Source organism: Nocardia acididurans (genome assembly GCF_016741815.1).
GTDB classification, from domain to species: Bacteria; Actinomycetota; Actinomycetes; order Mycobacteriales; family Mycobacteriaceae; genus Nocardia; species Nocardia acididurans.
The window spans coordinates 250264-267951 of sequence record NZ_JAERRJ010000003.1; the positions used below are offsets into that span (position 1 = coordinate 250264).

The window sequence follows — 17688 nt, forward strand, 5'->3', positions numbered from 1 at the left end:
AGATGAGCGCGGTAATGGGACCTGGCACCGAGCAGCACTCGGCAGTGATGAACCCGCCGCGACCGAACGGGGAAGGCTGATCGTGCGCGCGTGGTGTAAGGCACGGGTCCCGAGGTCAGTCGGCGCTGCCCAGGTGTTCGTCGAGGATGCGGGCTATGGCGGCGAGGGCGTGTGGAGAGGTGAGCTCCTCGTGGTTGGCCTCTATGTCGTGGTTGGTGATGGTGCCGGTGATGTAGGGCCGCCAGCCGTCAGGGCCTGCGCCCTCGAGGCGGTCGATGGCGGCGCTGAAATACAGTGCGTCGCCGGGGAATACCGGGCGCTGGTAGCCGGTGCGGACGCGGCCGGAGGCGTTGTAGGAGGCGGCCATGCGTTCGAGGGTGGCGGCGTCGATGAGGGAGATGCCGCCCATGTGCTCGCGGATCAGGGCGGCGGCCTGGTCGGCGGTGGCGTCGGCGGGGACGTCGGGGAGGCCGAAGATGGAACCGAAGGCGGCCACGAAGGAGCCGGCGGTGAGGGTGTCGTGGTCGGCGGCGTCGACATCGGTGCTGTCGGCGTCCAGGAGGGCGAGGATGCCTGTTTCCGCGCCCTGTTCGCGGAGTTCGGTGGCGACGGCGTGCGCGATGAGGCCGCCGAAGGACCAGCCGAGCAGGTGGTACGGGCCCTCCGGTTGCAGGCGGCGGATCTCCCGGACGTAGCGGTCGACCAGGTCGGCCATGGTTTCGGCGTGCGGTGCGCCGGACAGGTCCGGGGATTGCAGGCCGTAGATCGGGCGGCCGGAGCGCAGCAGGTCGGACAGGCCGAGGTAGGTCCAGGCGATGCCCGAGGACGGGTGGATGCAGAACAGGGCCGGTTCCCGGCCGCCGGTGCGGATGGGCAGGACCACGTCGAGCCCGAGGCCGGGCGCCGAATCCGCGGCCGCCGCAGCGTGTGTCGCGGCCTGTCGGCGGGCCTCGAGGTAGCGGGACTCTTCTTCGGCTGCCGCGCGGGCCGCCGGGGTCGTCGCGAATTCGGCTGCGGCGGAGAGGGCCTCGCTCCATAGCCGGGCGAGTTCCGCGACGTCCGTCTGCGGCAGCAGCGTTTCGGGGAAGTTGAGGTTGGCGCGCAACCGATCGTGCACGACCACCGCATTGATCTCGATCTCGGCACTCACCGGCACCTCGGGGTGCTCGGGGGCGTGCAGATCACCGAACTCGTCGCTCGGCAGCCAGCCGAGACCCTCCAGGCCCGCCGGAAGATCGGCGTGGGCGTAGCGGCCGAGATAGTTGAAGCCGATTCGTCCCGGAATACGCTGCGGCAGCAGCTGTCTCGTCTCCTCGTTGAGATAGCGCAGCAGACCGAAGCCGATACCCTTGTCCGGGACCGCCAGCAGTTGGTGTTTGACCGCTCGAATGACCGCGCCCATGGCCGGACCACCCGCGAGCGCGTCGTCCACATCGATGCCAGGAAGATCCAGGCGGACCGGGTACATGGTGGTGAACCAGCCGATGGTGCGGGACAGATCCGCGCCGGGGATGACCTCCTGTTGCCGCCCATGCCCTTCCAGACGGATCACCACCGAGGAGTCGGCGGCGGCCCGCCTGCGCAGAACCGCCAGTGCGAGGGTGGCCAGCAAGGCGTCCTCCACCGTGCCGTCGAACAAGCCGGGCAGCGTGGTGAGCAGCGCGTTGGTGACCTCGGCGGAGACTTCGATCTCCACGGCCCGGCGTGCGCCGACGCGATCGACAGCCGGGTCCAGGTCACGTGGTCCGATGAGCGGATCGGACGCCTCCGCGATATCGCGCCAGTAGTCGAATTCCGCTGTGCGGGAGGCACTGTGCGCTTCGTCGTGCAGCGCGTACGCCCAGCGCCGCACCGACGTGCCGGATTCGATGAGAGCCGGGGTCGCGCCGGTCGCGATCTGCCCCCACGCCGCGATCAGATCCGGGACCAGGATGCGCCAGGACACCCCGTCCACGACCAGATGGTGGGCGATGAGAATCAAACGGCCTGCGGCACCGGAGGTTCCGGACGCACCCGCCCGGGATCCCGGCGATTCGGTGGCCTGGTCCGGCTTCGGATCGAACCAGATCAGCTGCAGCATGGTTCCATTCGCCGGATCGAGACGGTCGAGAGCCGAATCCAGTTCGGCCGCAGCACGATCACGCAGGCCGGAGGTGTCGGCGGGATCGAACTCCAGGCGACGCAGCAGCGCGTCCACATCGACGGCACCGGGTTCGCCGGTGCGCAGACGCCATTCGCCGTCGGTCCGGGTGAGCCGCGAGCGCAGCATGTCGTGGTGATCGACCACCGCGGTGACGGTGGCGACCAGCTGCTCCCTGGTGATCCCCCGGGGAAGCTCCAGCACGGCCGATTGCGCGAAACGGCGGTAGTCGCCGCCGCGTTCGAGCATCCAGCGCACGATCGGGGTGAGCGGCAGGTCGCCCACTCCCCCGCCCGGGAGCTCCTCGAGCACGACCGCCGCACCCGCCGCGTCGGCCTGCGCGGCGAGAGCGGCCACGGTGCGGTGCTCGAACACCTGGAGCGGGCTGAGTTCGATACCGCGCAGCCGGGCCCGCGATACCAGCTGGATGGCCAGAATACTGTCGCCGCCCAGTGCGAAGAAGGAGTCGTGCACACCGACCTGTTCGCGGCCCAGCAGTTCGGCGACCACCTCGGCGAGCGCCGTCTCGGTCGGGGTGCCGGGGGCGACGTATTCGGCCTCGGCGTCGAAGACCGGCTGCGGCAGGGCTTTCCGGTCGAGTTTGCCGACCGCGTTCACCGGGATCTCGTCCAGCACCACGTAGGCCGCGGGCAGCATGGCCCCCGGCAGCGCGGCGGCGGCGTGCGCGCGCAGGGCTGTCAGATCGAGCGTAACGCCCGGCTCCGGCAGCAGGTAGGCGGCCAGCGTCATCGCGCCGCCCGGACCCGGAACACCCAGGGTGACAGCGAATTCCACGCCGTCGGCTCGGGTCAGCGCGGCGTCGATCTCACCGAGCTCGATTCGCTGCCCGCGCACCTTCACCTGGAAATCGGTGCGGCCCAGGTATTCCAGGCTCGGTGCGCCGAGGGTTCCGACCCAGCGCACCAGATCACCGGTGCGGTACATCCGCTGCCCCGGCCGGCCGTACGGATCGGGGACGAACCGGGCCGAGGTGAGGCCCGGCTGTGCGTGATAGCCGCGTGCCAGGGCGGGTCCGGCCAGATACAGTTCCCCGGCAACGCCCAGGGGCACCGGTTGCAGGCGATCGTCGAGCACCAGGGTGGTGGTGCCCCGGATCGGGCCGCCGATGGTGATCGGAGCGTCGATGCTCAGCTCGGAAATCGTTGCCCAGACCGTGAATTCGGTCGGACCGTAGACGTTCACCAGGGTGCGTCCCGGCGACCAGCGCTCCACCAGCTCCGGCCCGATGGCCTCACCGCCCACACCGACCACGCGCACACCGGGAACCGATGCGGGATCCACGGTCGCCAGCGCCGACGGGGTGATCGCCATATGCGAAACCCGCTGGGCGACCAGAAGTTCCCGCAACGCGTCGCCGCCGAAGACCTCGGGCGGCGCGATCACCACCGCGCCACCGGATCCGAAGGCCATCAGCATCTCGAACAGCGAGGCGTCGAAACTCGGTGAGGCGACCTGCAATACGCGCGAGTCCGGGTCCAGGTCGAGGGTGTCCCGCAGTGCCTGAACGAAATCGGCGAGGCCGCGGTGGGATACCGCGACGCCCTTCGGGGTACCGGTGGACCCGGAGGTGTAGATCAGCCAGGCCGGTTGGTCCGGGTGGGTTGTGATCCGGTCGCCGACGCCGACCGCGCTCGGCTGCGCCGCGTCGTGCCCCAGCACCATCCACCTCGTGGTGTCCGGCAGCTGTGCACGGTGCGCGGGACCGGTGATGCCGAGCAGAGCACCCGAGTCGGACAGCATGTGATCGATACGGTCGAGCGGGTGGCGGGGGTCGACGGGCAGGAAGACGGCTCCAGCCTTGGCTGTCGCCCAGATCGCGGTCACCAGGTCGGCACCGCGCGGAAGTGCCAGTGCGACTACGGTTTCGGCGCCCGCACCGGCGGCGGACAGGCGTGCCGCCAAGGCGTCGGAGGCGTGATCGAGCTCGCGATAGGTGAGACACAGGTTGTCCGCCACCACCGCCGTGCGGTCCGGATGGGCGGCAGCGGTCGCGGTCAGAATGTCCGCCAGCGTGGCGAATTCGCTGTCGCGTTCGGGACGGCCGGGGAGCAGGGCGGCACGTTCGGCGGGATCGAGCAGGTCGATACCGGAGAGCGGGGCCTCGGGGTCGGCGGTGGCGGCGTCCAGGAGCCGCACGAAACGCTCGGTCATGGCCCGCACGGTGGCGCTCTCGAACAGGTCGCTGGTGTAGACGAGTTTGCCGACGATCCCGGCCGGTGCGCCCGTGACGTCGAACTGTTCCACGAACAGCCACTCGAGGTCGAACTTGGAACCCGGCGCCGGGGCTTCGAGGGGCCGAATCGTCATGCCGGGCAGCGTGGTTCGCTCGGTCTGCAGGTTCTGGAAGGCCAGCAGCACCTGGAACAGCGGATGGTGGGCGGTCGATCGGACCGGGGCCAGGGCATCCACGAGCCGTTCGAACGGCACGTCCACATGCTCGTAGACGGCCAGGTCGGCGGTGCGGACGGCATCGAGGGTAGCGGCGAAACCGGCATCGCGATCCAGGCGCGAGCGCAGCACGACCGTGTTCACGAACATGCCCACGAGATCGTCGAGCAGGCCGTCACCACGTCCGGCAACCACCGATCCGAGGGCGATGTCGGTCTCGCCGGACAGTCGGCCCAGCAGCACCGCCAGCGCGGCGTGCACGACCATGAAAGGGCTCGCGCCATGGGCTCGGGCCAGCGTCCCCACCCGCCCGTGCACCGCTGCGGGGATGGTGAATTCGATCTGGCCGCCGCGGCCGGAGGGCTTGGTCGGCCGGGGCCGGTCCGTGGGCAGGCTGTGCGCCTCGGGCAGCCCAGCGAGTGTGGTGCGCCAGAACTCCAGCTGACGGTGTGCGAGACTCGCCGGATCGTCATCCGTTCCGAGGAGTTCCCGCTGCCACAGTGCGTAATCCGCGTACTGCAGCGGGAGCGGCACGAATTCCGGCGCACTGCCCGCCGCGCGGGCGATGTAGGCGCGCACGACATCTCGTGCCAGCGGGGTCATCGACCAGCCGTCGGCGGCGATGTGATGCACGGCCAGACCGAGCACCGTGCGGTTGCGAGCGACGCGAATCACGCAGACGCGCAACGGGGTTTCACGAGTCACATCGAAGCCGCGCGCCAGCTGCGTCGTCAGTGCGGCCACCACCTCGTCGGGGTCGGCGGTGAGTTCCGCGACCGGGGTGGAACCCGGTACGGCGGGCAAGATCTGCTGATACGGCGCACCGGCCGGATCGACGGGGTACACGGTCCGCAGCGTCTCGTGCCTGGCCACGACATCGTCCAGAGCCGCGCGCAGCACCGAGATATCCAGGGCGCCTTCGATTTCGAGCGCGCCGGGAATGTTGTAGACCGCAGACTCCGGCTCGAGCCTGTTGAGGAACCACATCCGCCGCTGCGCCGCCGACAACGGCACCCGCTCGGGTCGCGGACGCGGCGTGAGCCGGGGGCGGCCCGCGTACGCACTCGACGCGAGCGACACCGCCAACTCCGCCACGGTCGGCGCGTCGAACAGCGCCCGGACCGGAACATCGATATCCAGCGCGGCCGCCAACCGCGCCACCACCCGCGTGGCGATCAGCGAATTGCCGCCCAAGGTGAAGAAATCGTCCTCGCGCCACACCCGTTCGACACCGAGCACCTCGGCGAATACTCGCGCCACCGCCTCCTCGACAGGACCGTTCGGCGGTTCCCCGCGCAGGGTCGTCTGTTCCGGTGCGGGCAGCGCGGCCCGATCCAGCTTCCCGTTCGACGTCCGCGGCAGCGCGTCCAGCACCAGAACGGCAGTCGGCACCATGTACGACGGCAAGCGTTGCGCCACCGCCTTCTTCAACGCGGCAGGATCGAGCCGCACCCCTGGCGCGGGAACCACGTAAGCCACGAGCATGCCTGCCCGCCCGAGATCCGGTACCGCCCGTACGGTGGCGGCTCCGGCGTGGTGGTGGTCCGTGCCGCCCGCCACGGGCACACTCGGCCCGGCGCCCGCACCGCGGGAATCCGCAACTCCCGGTGCATCAGTGCGAGCATCGTTCGCGGCAGGCGGCGCATCGGTGCCGTGGACGCTTGCTCCGGGGAGATCTGTCCGCGGGCCTCCCGCGTCTTCGCGAATCAGAGCGACCGCGTGGGCGACGGTCGGCTCGGCGGTCAGCGCGGCTTCCACCTCTCCGAGTTCGATGCGCAGGCCGCGCAGCTTCACCTGGGTGTCGGTGCGGCCCAGGTACTCCAGGTCACCGTGGCGGCGGCGGACGAGGTCGCCGGTACGGTACATGCGACGGCCGGGAGTGTGCGGGTCGGCGACGAATCGGGTCGCGGTCAGGCCGGTGCGGCCGTGATAGCCACGGGCCAAGGCGATTCCGGCAAGGTAGAGCTCACCGACGACGCCGTCGGGGACCGGACGCAGGCGATCGTCCAGGACCATGGCCCGGACGCCGGGTGCGGGGGTGCCGATCGTGATCGGGTCGCCGGGGTGCAGCGGGGCGCTGCCGGTCGCCCAGACCGTGGTTTCGGTCGGTCCGTAGTCGTTGAAGTGCGTGCGACCCGGGGCGGACCAGGCGGTCACGAGTTCCGGCGGGCAGGGTTCGCCGCCGGTGATCACCGTGGCGACCGCGGGCAGGTTGGTCGCGTCCACCGTCGCCAGGGCGGACGGCGTGATGGCGAGATGCGAAACCTGCTCGCGGGCCAGCAGTTCCGCGAGTTCGGGACCGGCGAAGACATCGGGGGGCGCGATCACCAGCGTGCCCGCGGCCCCCGCCGCCATTACCAGTTCCAGGACTGAGGCGTCGAAACTCGGTGAGGCGACGTGCAATACCCGGGAGTCGGCCGTCATACGGTTCCGTTCCCCCTGTGCCGCTGCGAGATTCGCGAGGCCACTGTGCGTGACAACCACGCCCTTCGGTGCGCCCGTGGAGCCGGAGGTGAAGATGACGTACGCCGGGTTGTCCGAGCGAATCGGCCTGATCGACGGTGAAGTGCGCTCCGGGTCGGCGGTATTCGAGTGTGCCGGGGTCGGCGGGGTGTCCAGGCACCACCAGTCGAGGGTGCCCGGCAGCCGATCGCGCTGGGCCGTCACGGTCAACCCCAGCGCCACACCCGAGACCTCGACGATACGGGCGATACGCTCGGGTGGGTACGCGGGATCCACCGGCACGAACGCCGCACCGGACCGGGCCACCGCCCACACCGCGAGCACCGATTCGATGGATCGTGGAATACCCACGGCCACCAGTGTTTCCGGTCCCGCTCCGGCGGAGACCAGTCGCCGGGCCAGCTGCTCGGCCCGATAGTCGAGCTCGCGATAGGTCAGTCGCCGATCACCGCAGACAACCGCCACGCCGTCGGGGTTGGTGGCGACGGCTTCGGCCATGAGGTCGGCCAGGGTGCGCGGTGCCGCGACGGGTGGAGAAATCTCGTGCAACCGTGCGTATTCGGCCGCCGTGAGCAGATCGAGGTCGCCGACCGAGCGGGCGGGCTCGCCGGTCACCTCGGTGAGCAGCCGCAGCAGTCGATCGCCGAACCCGGCGACCGTGGTCCGGTCGAACAGGTCGGTGGCATAGCAGTAGCGCAGTTCCATGCCGTTCGCATCGGCGACCACGGTGAGGCTCAGATCGAATCTGCTGGTGGTCTGCGGCATTTCGAGGGGGACGACGGTCAGCTCCGGCAGCCGCAACTCCGGAATCTCCAGGTTCTGGAAGACCAGCATCACCTGGACGAGGGGATGCCGGGCCTCCGACCGCGCCGGGGCCAGGACGTCGACCAGGCGCTCGAAGGGCACATCGGAGTGCTCGAAGGCGGCCAGATCGCGATCGCGGACACGCTCCAGCAGTCCGCCGAAACCCTCCTCCGGTCGAATTCCGGTGCGCAGCACCAGCGTATTCACGAACATGCCGACCAGATCGTCGAGTTCGCGGCGACCGCGCCCGGCGACCGGGGTGCCGACAACCACATCCGTACTGCCGCTCAACCGGCCGAGCAGCACCGCCAGGGCCGCGTGCACCACCATGAACGGTGTGGCTCGATGGGCGCGAGCACACCGTTCGATGGCGGCCGACAGCTCGCTGTCGACGCGAGCCGTCAGCTCCCCCGCCCGATGCGAGGCGCGCACCGGACGCGGGCGATCCGTGGGCAGCTCGAGATGATCCGGCAGCGCCGCCAGCGTCTCCGTCCAATACCCGATCTGCTTCGACAGCAACGATTCCGGGTCCTCCGCACTGCCGAGCCGCGCATGCTGCCACAGCGTGTAATCGGCATAGTGCACCGGCAGCGGCTCCCAGCCGGGGGCCTGCCCGGCGGCACGGGCCGCGTAGGCGGCGGCCACATCTCGGGTCAGCGGGGCCATGGAGAAACCGTCGGTCGCGATGTGGTGCGCGACGAGCACGATCACGTACTCACCGTCGGCCTTCGACCACTCGGCATACGCGGCAGCATCGCTCGGCACCCCAGCACGATTCGGTGCAGCAATCCCGGACGGCGCGAACGCGTTCTGCGGCGCGGCACCATGATTCGGTGCGGCAATCCCGGACGGCGCGAACGCGTTCTGCGGCGCGGCACCATGATTCGGTGCGACAGGTCCCGTCTGCGTGAAAGCACTGTTCGGCTCGGCAGCGGGATCGGTCGTGGCATCACCGACGATGCGGAACAGTCGCACTCGCAGCGGCACCGCCGCCGTCACGTCGAAACCCGTTGTCACCGTGCGTACAACCGCCACCGGGAGGTCCGCCGCGGACACCGGGATCGGGGCAAGCTCCAGCGGAACCTCGCCCGCCGAGAGCACGCGTTGCACGCCGGTGCCGTCGATATCGGGGTACACCGTGCGCAGCGACTCGTGCCGCTCGATCACCTCGGACAGTGCGGTGCGCAGCGCCGCATGGTCCAGTCGGCCTGAAAGCCGCAGTGCCACTGGGATGTTGTATGCCGGGGATGCCGGATCGAACCGGTTCACGAACCACATGCGCTGCTGTGCCGGGGACAGCGGCACCAGCTCCGGGCGCGGTCCGCGCACCAGCGCCGGACCTGATGCCTCGGCATCCACAGCGGCCAGTTCACGGGCCAGATCCGCCACCACGGACGCTTCGAACAGCAGCCGCACCGGCACCCGCGCCAGCAGCGATGCACTCAGGCGGGCCGAAACCTGGGTCGCGACAAGGGAATCGCCGCCGAGAGCGAAGAAGTCGTCCCGTGCGCCCACCCGCGCGACGCCGAGCACCTCAGCGTAGGTCTTCGCGACCAGCACCTCGAGTCCTACCGGCTCGACGTACTCCCGCTGCGCCACTTCGGGTTCCGGCAACGCACGCAGGTCGATCTTGCCGCTGGACGTGCGCGGCAGCTCCGCGAGCACCTGGACGCTCGCGGGCACCAGGTACCTTGGCAGCCGCTCCGCCGCCCAGCTCAGCAGCTCACGCGCTTCGAGACGCGAATCGCCCTGCGGTGTGACGTATGTGCACAGTGCGGTCACTCCGGCGGGGGTGCGGTGGGCGATGGTCACCGCCGATTCCACCCGCGGATGGCGCGACAGCATGGCGTCGACCTCACCGGGCTCCACCCGGATACCGCGCACCTTCACCTGGTGGTCGCCACGACCGACATACTCGAATCCGGTTGCGGTGCAGCGGACGAGGTCGCCGGTGCGGTACATGCGCTGCCCGGCGGCGAACGGGTCGGCGACGAAGCGTGCGGCGGTCAGCCCGGCTCGGCCGCTGTACCCGCGCGCGAGACCCGGTCCGCGTACATACAACTCGCCGACGACGCCCGCCGGAACGGGCCGCAGCCAGCCGTCCAGCACCAGCAGGGTCGCACCGGTGACAGGGGCTCCCAGCACCGTCGCGGTCTCCGGGGTCATCGGATCGCTGTAGGTGACGGCCACCGTGGTTTCCGCGGGGCCGTAGGCGTTCACGAGAATCCGGCCCGCGCTCATCCGCGTCACAAGCGCCGGCGGGCAGGCTTCGCCACCGAGGGTGACCGCGCGCAGTCCCGCCACATCAGCCGTGTCGAGGGTCGCCAGCATCGACGGGGTGCAGATCATGTGCGTGACCGCGCCGTCCGCAATGGCGGCGGCCAGCTCCGCCCCCGCATTCGACTCGGGTGGGGAGACGACCAGGGTCGCTCCGGAGGCGAAGGTGGACAGCCAGACCGAAATCGCCGCGTCGAAAGCAGGATTCAGGCAGTAGAGCACTCGGGAGTCACAATCGAACCAGGAATGCGCCGCGGTGGCGGCCACCAGATTCGCCAGCCCGGTGTGGGTGACGACCACACCCTTGGGCGTGCCCGTCGAACCGGAGGTGAACACCACGTAGGCGGCATGCTCGGGGTGCAGGGGGGCCAGACGGTCAGCATCGGTGACCGATTCGGCGGGCATCGTGTCGATGCGCGCGGCGAAGGCCGGATCATCCAGGACGATCCACCCGATATCGGGCGCGGGGGCGGCGGACGGATCCGACGGGGCGACGGCCCCCGCGACCGGCTCGACAATGGTCTCGCCGGGCACTGCCCGTGCCCCGATACTCAATTCGATCTCGGTGCCGATCGGCTCGCGCTCCGGTTCGATCTCGGTGCCGATCGGCTCGCGCTCCGATTCGACCTCGGTGCCGATCGGCTCGCGCTCCGGTTCGACCTCGGTGCCGATCGGCGCACGCGCCGACGCGGCGCGGCCGCGCTCGATCGTCGAGGACGCGGTAATACCCAGCACCGCACCACATTCGGCCGCGATCGCGGCGGTGCGGGCGGCAGGCTGCGAGGTGTCGACCGGAACGAAAGCCGCGCCCGTCTTGGCGATGGCCCACACCGCCACCATGGCCTCCACCGACCTCGGCAGGGCCAGCAGCACCGAGCGCTCGGGCCCCGCGCCCGCGGCGATCAGCAAGCGCGCCAGCTGGTTCGAGCGAGCATCCAACTCGCCGTAGCTGACCGAAGTACTCACGCGAATGCCCGCTGCGGCGGGGGCCGGTGCACCGGAAACTTCGGCGTCAGAGACACTTCCGCGCTCGGCGGCGGCCTCCGGGACGGTAGCGGCTGCTGCGATCGCGGGGCCGACGACCGCATGCGCATCCGGGAATCGGGTGCCCGCGTGCAAGAGATCGGGGAGCAGGCGCACGGGATGGCTCGAGGGGCCGTGGACGATCGCGGGCGATGCGCCGGGATCGCCGCTCGAGAGACTCGCGGTATGACGGTGTGGGTCTGCGGTGAGAGCCGACAGCAGCTTCGCCAGCGAGTCGGCGAACGAATCCGCTTGGGCCGCGTCGAAATACCGGGGCGAACGGGTGATCTCCAGGCGGAGGCCGTCGGTGGAATAGGCGGCCAGGGAGAGGGGGTAGTGGGTGCCGTCGTGGCCTCGGATCCCGGTCACCGCGAGTTGGGCCTGACGGGTGGCGGCGGTCAGGGAGGCGGCGTCCACCGGGTAGGACTCGAAAACCGTAGCGGTGTCGAACAGGGGGCCGAGACCGGTGGCGGCGTGGATTTCGTCGAGGCCGAGGTACTGGTGTTCGGCCAGGGCGGCCTGTTCGCGCTGGATGCGGGCGAGCAGGGCGGCGACGGATTCGGCGGGGTCGAGGGTGATGCGGACGGGGACGGTGTTCACCAGCATGCCGACCATGCGATCGGTCCCGGGCAGCTCCGGCGGGCGACCGGAGACGGTGGCGCCGAAGACGATGTCGGTGCGGCCGGTGCGCTCGGCCAGGGTGAGCGCCCAGGCCACCTGGACCAGGGTGTTCAGGGTGACCTGACGGTCGGCGGCAGTGGCGCGCAGGCGGTCCACGAGACCGGGTGGCAGGGTGACCTCGTGCGCGACGGGGGCGGTGGCGGTTTCGGCGCGCGGGGCGGTGGGGGCCACCAGGGTGGGGCCGTCCATACCGGCCAGGGCGTGGGACCAGGCGTCACGGGCGCGGCCGGCATCTCGGGCGGACAGCCATTCGAGATAGCGGCGGAACGGCACGGGTTCGGCGAAACCGCCTGCGTCACCGCCGGTCTCGTACAGGGCGATGAGCTCCGCGAACAGCAGCGGCATGGACCAGCCGTCGAGGATCAGGTGGTGGTTGGTGATGACGAGCCGGAACTGCCGCTCCCCCACCGCGATACACAGGAAGCGGAGTAGCGGCGGGCGTGTGACGTCGAAGGGGCGCGCGAGTTCCGCCGCCGCCATGGCGTCGAGTTCGGCTTCGGTCGCGTCGAGAGCTTCACGGTATGCCCACGGCACCCGCACCTCGCTCGCGATCACCTGGACCGCGCGATCACCCGGTACGAATCCCGCGCGCAGCACCTCGTGCCTGCGCACCAGGGCGCGAGCGGCCGCGTTCAACCGCTCCAGGTCGAGATCCGCTTCGACATCGATCACGGCCTGCACCGAATAGCCATCCGTGCCGCCTGCGGCCAGCTGCGACTGGAACAGCAGGCCGCGCTGGAGCGGCGTCAACGGCAGGACATCGTCGATGCGGCCGTAATCCCGCTCCCACGAATCGATTTCGGCCTGCGTAGTGGTCAGCAGCGGCAGGTCACTGGGGGTGAACCCACCGGCCTCGTCGGCGCTGACCAGTGCCGCGATCTCCGTCACCGCCGAAACCCATTCCGAGGCCAGCGTTTCCACGTCGAGGCGATCGATGATGCCACCGGCGAACTGCCATACGGCCCGGATCCGCTGTCCGCGCTCGGACTCCAGCACCGCGGTATCCACCGAAATCACCGCTGCCAGCGGCATATCCGGGTGGACGTGCCCGCCGAGACGTCGCGCCATGCCCACCGGCAGCCAGTCGCCCTCGGACTCGATGTCCGGCACCAGACCGAGGTAGTTGAATCCGACCTGCGGCTCCGGCAGGGCCGCGAGCTCCCGGGCGGTCGCCGGATTCAGGTATCGCAGCAGACCGAATCCGAAGCCGCCACGCGGTACCGCCCGCGACTGCTCCTTGACCGACTTCAACGCCATGGCCGCAGCACGCTTCGGGGTGAGCGCGTCGGAACCCGAATCGCTGCGGGAAAGGCGTTCCGAGGCAACAGGTCCCAACCGAATAGGCACCTGCGCGGTGAACCAGCCGACCGTCCTCGACAGATCCGCACCCGGGACCGCGTCCTCGTCCCGCCCGTGCCGCTCGACAGCCACCACGATCGGGGACTCCCCGGCCGCACCGCGACCGGCCCGCCACCGTGTGATCGCCAGACCCAGCGCCGCCAGCAGCGCGTCCTCCACGCCGCACCGGAACGCTGCGGCGATGCGGCCCACCAGAGCGGCCGAAACATCTTCTGCTACTTCGACATCGAGCCGCCCGGCGGTGCGCTGAGTATCCAGCACGGGATCGAGCCGACGGCTTCCCAGGACCGCATCGGGCGTCAGCACGTCACGCCAGTATTCGAGCTCACTCACCGGCCACAGCGGTGCACCCGCGTCTTCGCGCGACCTCACATCAGCCGGAGCAGGATGCTCCTCGCCGATCCCGTCGGCCGGGATGTCGAGATGCTCCTCGCCGGTCCCGTCGGCGGGGATGTGGTGACGCTCTCCGATCGCGAGGTCGCGCAGGGCGTGGGCCCAGGTCCGCATCGACGTGCCGCCCGCAGCCTCCAAAGACGGCGCGACGCCCGTAGAAGCCTGTTCGAAAGCGGACACCAGGTCGGGGAGCAGAATGCGCCAGGACACCGCGTCGCACGCCAGATGATGCACCGCGATCAGCAACCGCCCGGCACTGTCCGGTCCGGCATCGAGCCAGGTCATCGCCACCATCCGCCCGGCTCGCGGGTTCAAACGCGCCACCGCGTCCGCGAGCTCCCGCTCGATGGCCCCTGCCGTGAGGATTTTCGCACCTTCGGTCAAATCCGCAGCGGTGCCGTGGATTCGGTTGAGCACCGCCGATCCGGAGCGCGGATCGGCTGGGGCGACCTCGAATTGGGTGCCGTCTTCCGTGTCGACCACACGGGCGCGCAGCATGTCGTGACGGGCGACCAGGGCGTCCAGTGTCTGTGCGAGGGTGTGCTCTTCGAGGCCCAGCGGGAGGCGGACCACCATGGACTGGGCGAAATGCTCCCAGCCCGGCCTGGACAGCAGCCAGGCGGCGACGGGGGTGAGCGGGAGGCGGCCGATGCCGCCGCCGGGGAGTTCCGGCAGGGTTCGGACGTGGTCCTCGGTGCGGGACGCGATGATTGCCAGGGCGGCGGGGGTGCGGTGTTCGAAGACCTCGCGGGCGGAGAAGACCAGGCCCTCGGCGCGGGCGCGGGAGACCAGGGTAATGGCCATGATCGAATCGCCGCCGAGGGCGAAGAACGAAGTGTCGGGGGAGATTTCGGGGAGGCCGAGGATCTCCGCGTAGAGGGCGCACAGTCGGCGTTCGGTGTCGGTGGACGCCTCGCGCTGCCGGACCGGCTGGGCGACAGCGGGTTCGGGGAGGGCGCGGCGGTCCACCTTGCCGTTGGCGGTGAGCGGCAGGGAACCGAGCACGGTCACGGTGGCCGGGACCATGTAGGGCGGCAGGCGGTGGGTGGCGTGGTCGAGAAGTTCCGCCTCGCGCACCGAGGCACCGGCATGCGGGACCACGTAGGCGGCGAGGACGGTACCGCCGCTGGGACCGGGACGGGCCACCGTGACCGCGATCTCCACGGCGGCATGGGAGTTCAGCACCGTGTCGATCTCGCCCAGTTCGACGCGCATGCCGCGCAGCTTCACCTGGAAGTCGCCGCGGCCGACGTACTCCAGCACGCCGTCGCCGGTCCAGCGGACGAGGTCGCCGGTGCGATACATGCGGCTGCCGGGAGCACCCGACGGTGCGGGCACGAAACGCTCGGCGGAGAGCCCGGGACGCCCGATGTATCCGCGCGCCACCCCCGGCCCCGTCACATACAGCTCACCCGCGACGCCGATCGGCACCGGCCGTAACCAGCGGTCCAGCACCAGCATTCCGGCTCCGGGCACCGGATCGCCGATACCGGCGTTTTCCCCCGGCACGAGCGGCTTCGTATACGTCACCGCGACGGTGTTCTCACTGGGTCCGTACGAGTTGACCAGATCACGTCCGATACCGAAGCGCGCCACCAGATCCGGCGGGCATGGCTCGCCACCGGTGGACACCGCCCGGATCCCGTCCAGCGCGCCCGGCTCGAGCGTCGCCAGCACCGCGGGTGTGGAGCACAGCTGCGTGATCCCGTATTCCCGGACCAGTGTGGCCAATTCCGCGCCGATCACCGGATCCGACTCGGCGACAACGAGTGTCGCACCCGCGGCGAAGGCCTGCAGCCACTCCAGCACGGCCGCGTCGAAACTCGGATTCAGGCACTGCAGTACCCGGCTACCGGGCTCGGTCCGATACGCCCGCACGATCGCTTCGGCCAGCCCCGCCAGCCCACTGTGGCTGACCACCACCCCCTTGGGAGTCCCGGTGGACCCGGAGGTGAAGACGACATACGCCGGATTCGCCAACCGCGCCGGGCGGGGCAACTCACCCGAAGACAGTGGCGCGAACCCGTTTCCGCCGACCCCGGATGCGTCCAGCGCCGACCCATCCAGCCCAATCTCGGTGGCGACCTCGTCGACCGCCACCCACCGCAGCGCATCCGGCAGCCCCGCCAGGCTTTCGGCGAATGCCAGCCCGACCGTGGCCCCGCATTCGCGGGCGATGCGCTCCACCCGCTCAGCTGGCATCCCCGTACCCACGGGCACGAATGCCGCCCCTGTCTTCGCGACCGCCCACAGCGCCACCACAGCCTCGAGCGAACGTGGCAGGGCAAGCAGCACAGCGGATTCCGGGCCGAGAATCAGCAGCCCCTCCCCCACAGCGGAACCACTCGCCGCACCCGGCGCACTCACCACGCCCGGCGCACTCGCCGCCCACGGCTCACCTGCCGGACCCGACTCGACTACCCGGACCCCGTCGCCCAGCGACCTCTCACCACTCGCGCCGAGGCTGTCAGCATGGTCGCCTGCGCGCGGGTTCACCTCGGGGCCTGAGGTATCAGCAGTCTCCAGCCGAAGCAGCCTGCGCGCCAAGCGGTTCGATAGTGCGTCCAGCTGCCCATAGGTCAGCTCTCGGTCACCCGCCACCACGGCGACTGCGCCGCGCCCGGCCCGGCGGATGCCCTCCTCGAGGATTTCCGACAGGAGGCGCGGGGCCGGGGCGGCGGGGCCGTGCGCGCCGCCCAGCAGTGGTTTCTCCTCCGCCGTCCAGTATTCGAGCTCGGCCACGGGCGTCCGGGCCTGCGCGCCCAGCAGCGAATCGAGCAGTGTGAGGAAGCGCCGATGGTGCCGTGCGAGCGAATCCTCTTCGTAGAGGCGGGGGTTCGCGGCGAAGTCGACGTGGATCGGAGCGTCCGAGCCGTGCTGGTAGAAGTTGACGAAGAGGTCGTCGATCGGGCCGGAGGTGACCACGTGCAGGCTGGATTCCACGTCGGCGAAGTCGATTCCGGTGGGGAACAGCATGATGTTGACGACCGGGCCGACGATGCCGCGGCCGAATTCGGGCTGCTGCGTGACGTTCTCGGCCGCGTGCGGGTCGGCGTCGTCTCGGGAGTGGCCGGGCTGCGGCGATGGCTGGGGTGGTTGCGCGGCGTCGTCCTCGAACCGCATGTCCTCGTAGCGGAAGCGCTGGTGGCGAAGAGCACCCGAGGCGGCCACCCGGACCGCGTCGACCACGTCGCCGACGCGGGCGTCTCGGGCGACGCGCAGACGCAGGGGGACGACGTTGGCGATATTGCCTCCGGAGCGGCGCAGGATCGCCGTGGTGCGGCCGGAGACGGCCAGGCTCAGGACCACGTCATCGGTGGCGGTCAGGCGGGCGTAGTAGAGGGCCAGCGCGGCCATCACGAGGGTGGCGGTGCTGGTGTTGTAGGTGCGGGCTACGGTGTCCAGCCGGTCGGCCGTGGTTTCGGGCAGTTGGGCGCGCGCCTCGCGGGCGAGCGCGCAGGCGGGGGCGGTCGCGGCGACCAGGCTGCAGCGCTCCGGCATACCGGCGGTGATCTCGCGCCAGTACTGCTGGTCGGACTGGAAGCGGGACGACTCCCGGTAGGCCATTTCGGCCTCGTGCACCTCCAGCAGGGGCGCGGCCGCGCTGGGCGGTGCGGGCTCACCGCGGACGGCGGCGTTGTAGAGCTCGGCGATGCGGGCGATCATGGTGGCCGAGCCGAAGCCGTCCAGCACCACGTGGTGGACGCGGGAGTAGCACAGGTGATGGTCGTCCCCGATGCGGATGACGGCCGATACCGCCGTCCGGGTGCCCAGCAGGTCGATGGGGGTCTCGACGTCGGCGCGCATCCAATCCAGGGCTGCCGCAAGGGGATCGGGGCGGTCGCCGAAGTCCAGGATCTCCACGACCGGTCGCAGGTTCGGGTCGACCACCTGGTAGGGCCGTCCTTCGATCTCCGTCAAACGCAGTACGCCGGAACCGAATTCGCGGGCCGCGAGCGAACCGACCCGGCACAGCGTGTCGATGTCGAGCGGCCCGCGCATCTCGATGTACTGGGCCTCCGACAGCGGCACGCTCGGATCCAGTTGCTGCGCATACCACATCCCGAGCTGAGCCGGGGAGAGCGGGAAAACGGTGGCTGATCTATCCGCCGCGATCTCTCGCGTCATGACGCCCCCCT

At 70.3% G+C, this 17688-nt stretch carries 1 protein-coding gene; it reads right to left on the bottom strand.

Annotated elements, in window-relative coordinates; all coding sequences use genetic code 11:
- Positions 1-115 precede the first annotated feature (115 nt).
- A complete protein-coding gene (locus tag JK358_RS09250) occupies positions 116-17677 on the bottom strand; it encodes a non-ribosomal peptide synthetase (protein ID WP_201945552.1) in 17562 nt (5853 codons plus the stop codon).
- Positions 17678-17688: the final 11 nt, after the last annotated feature.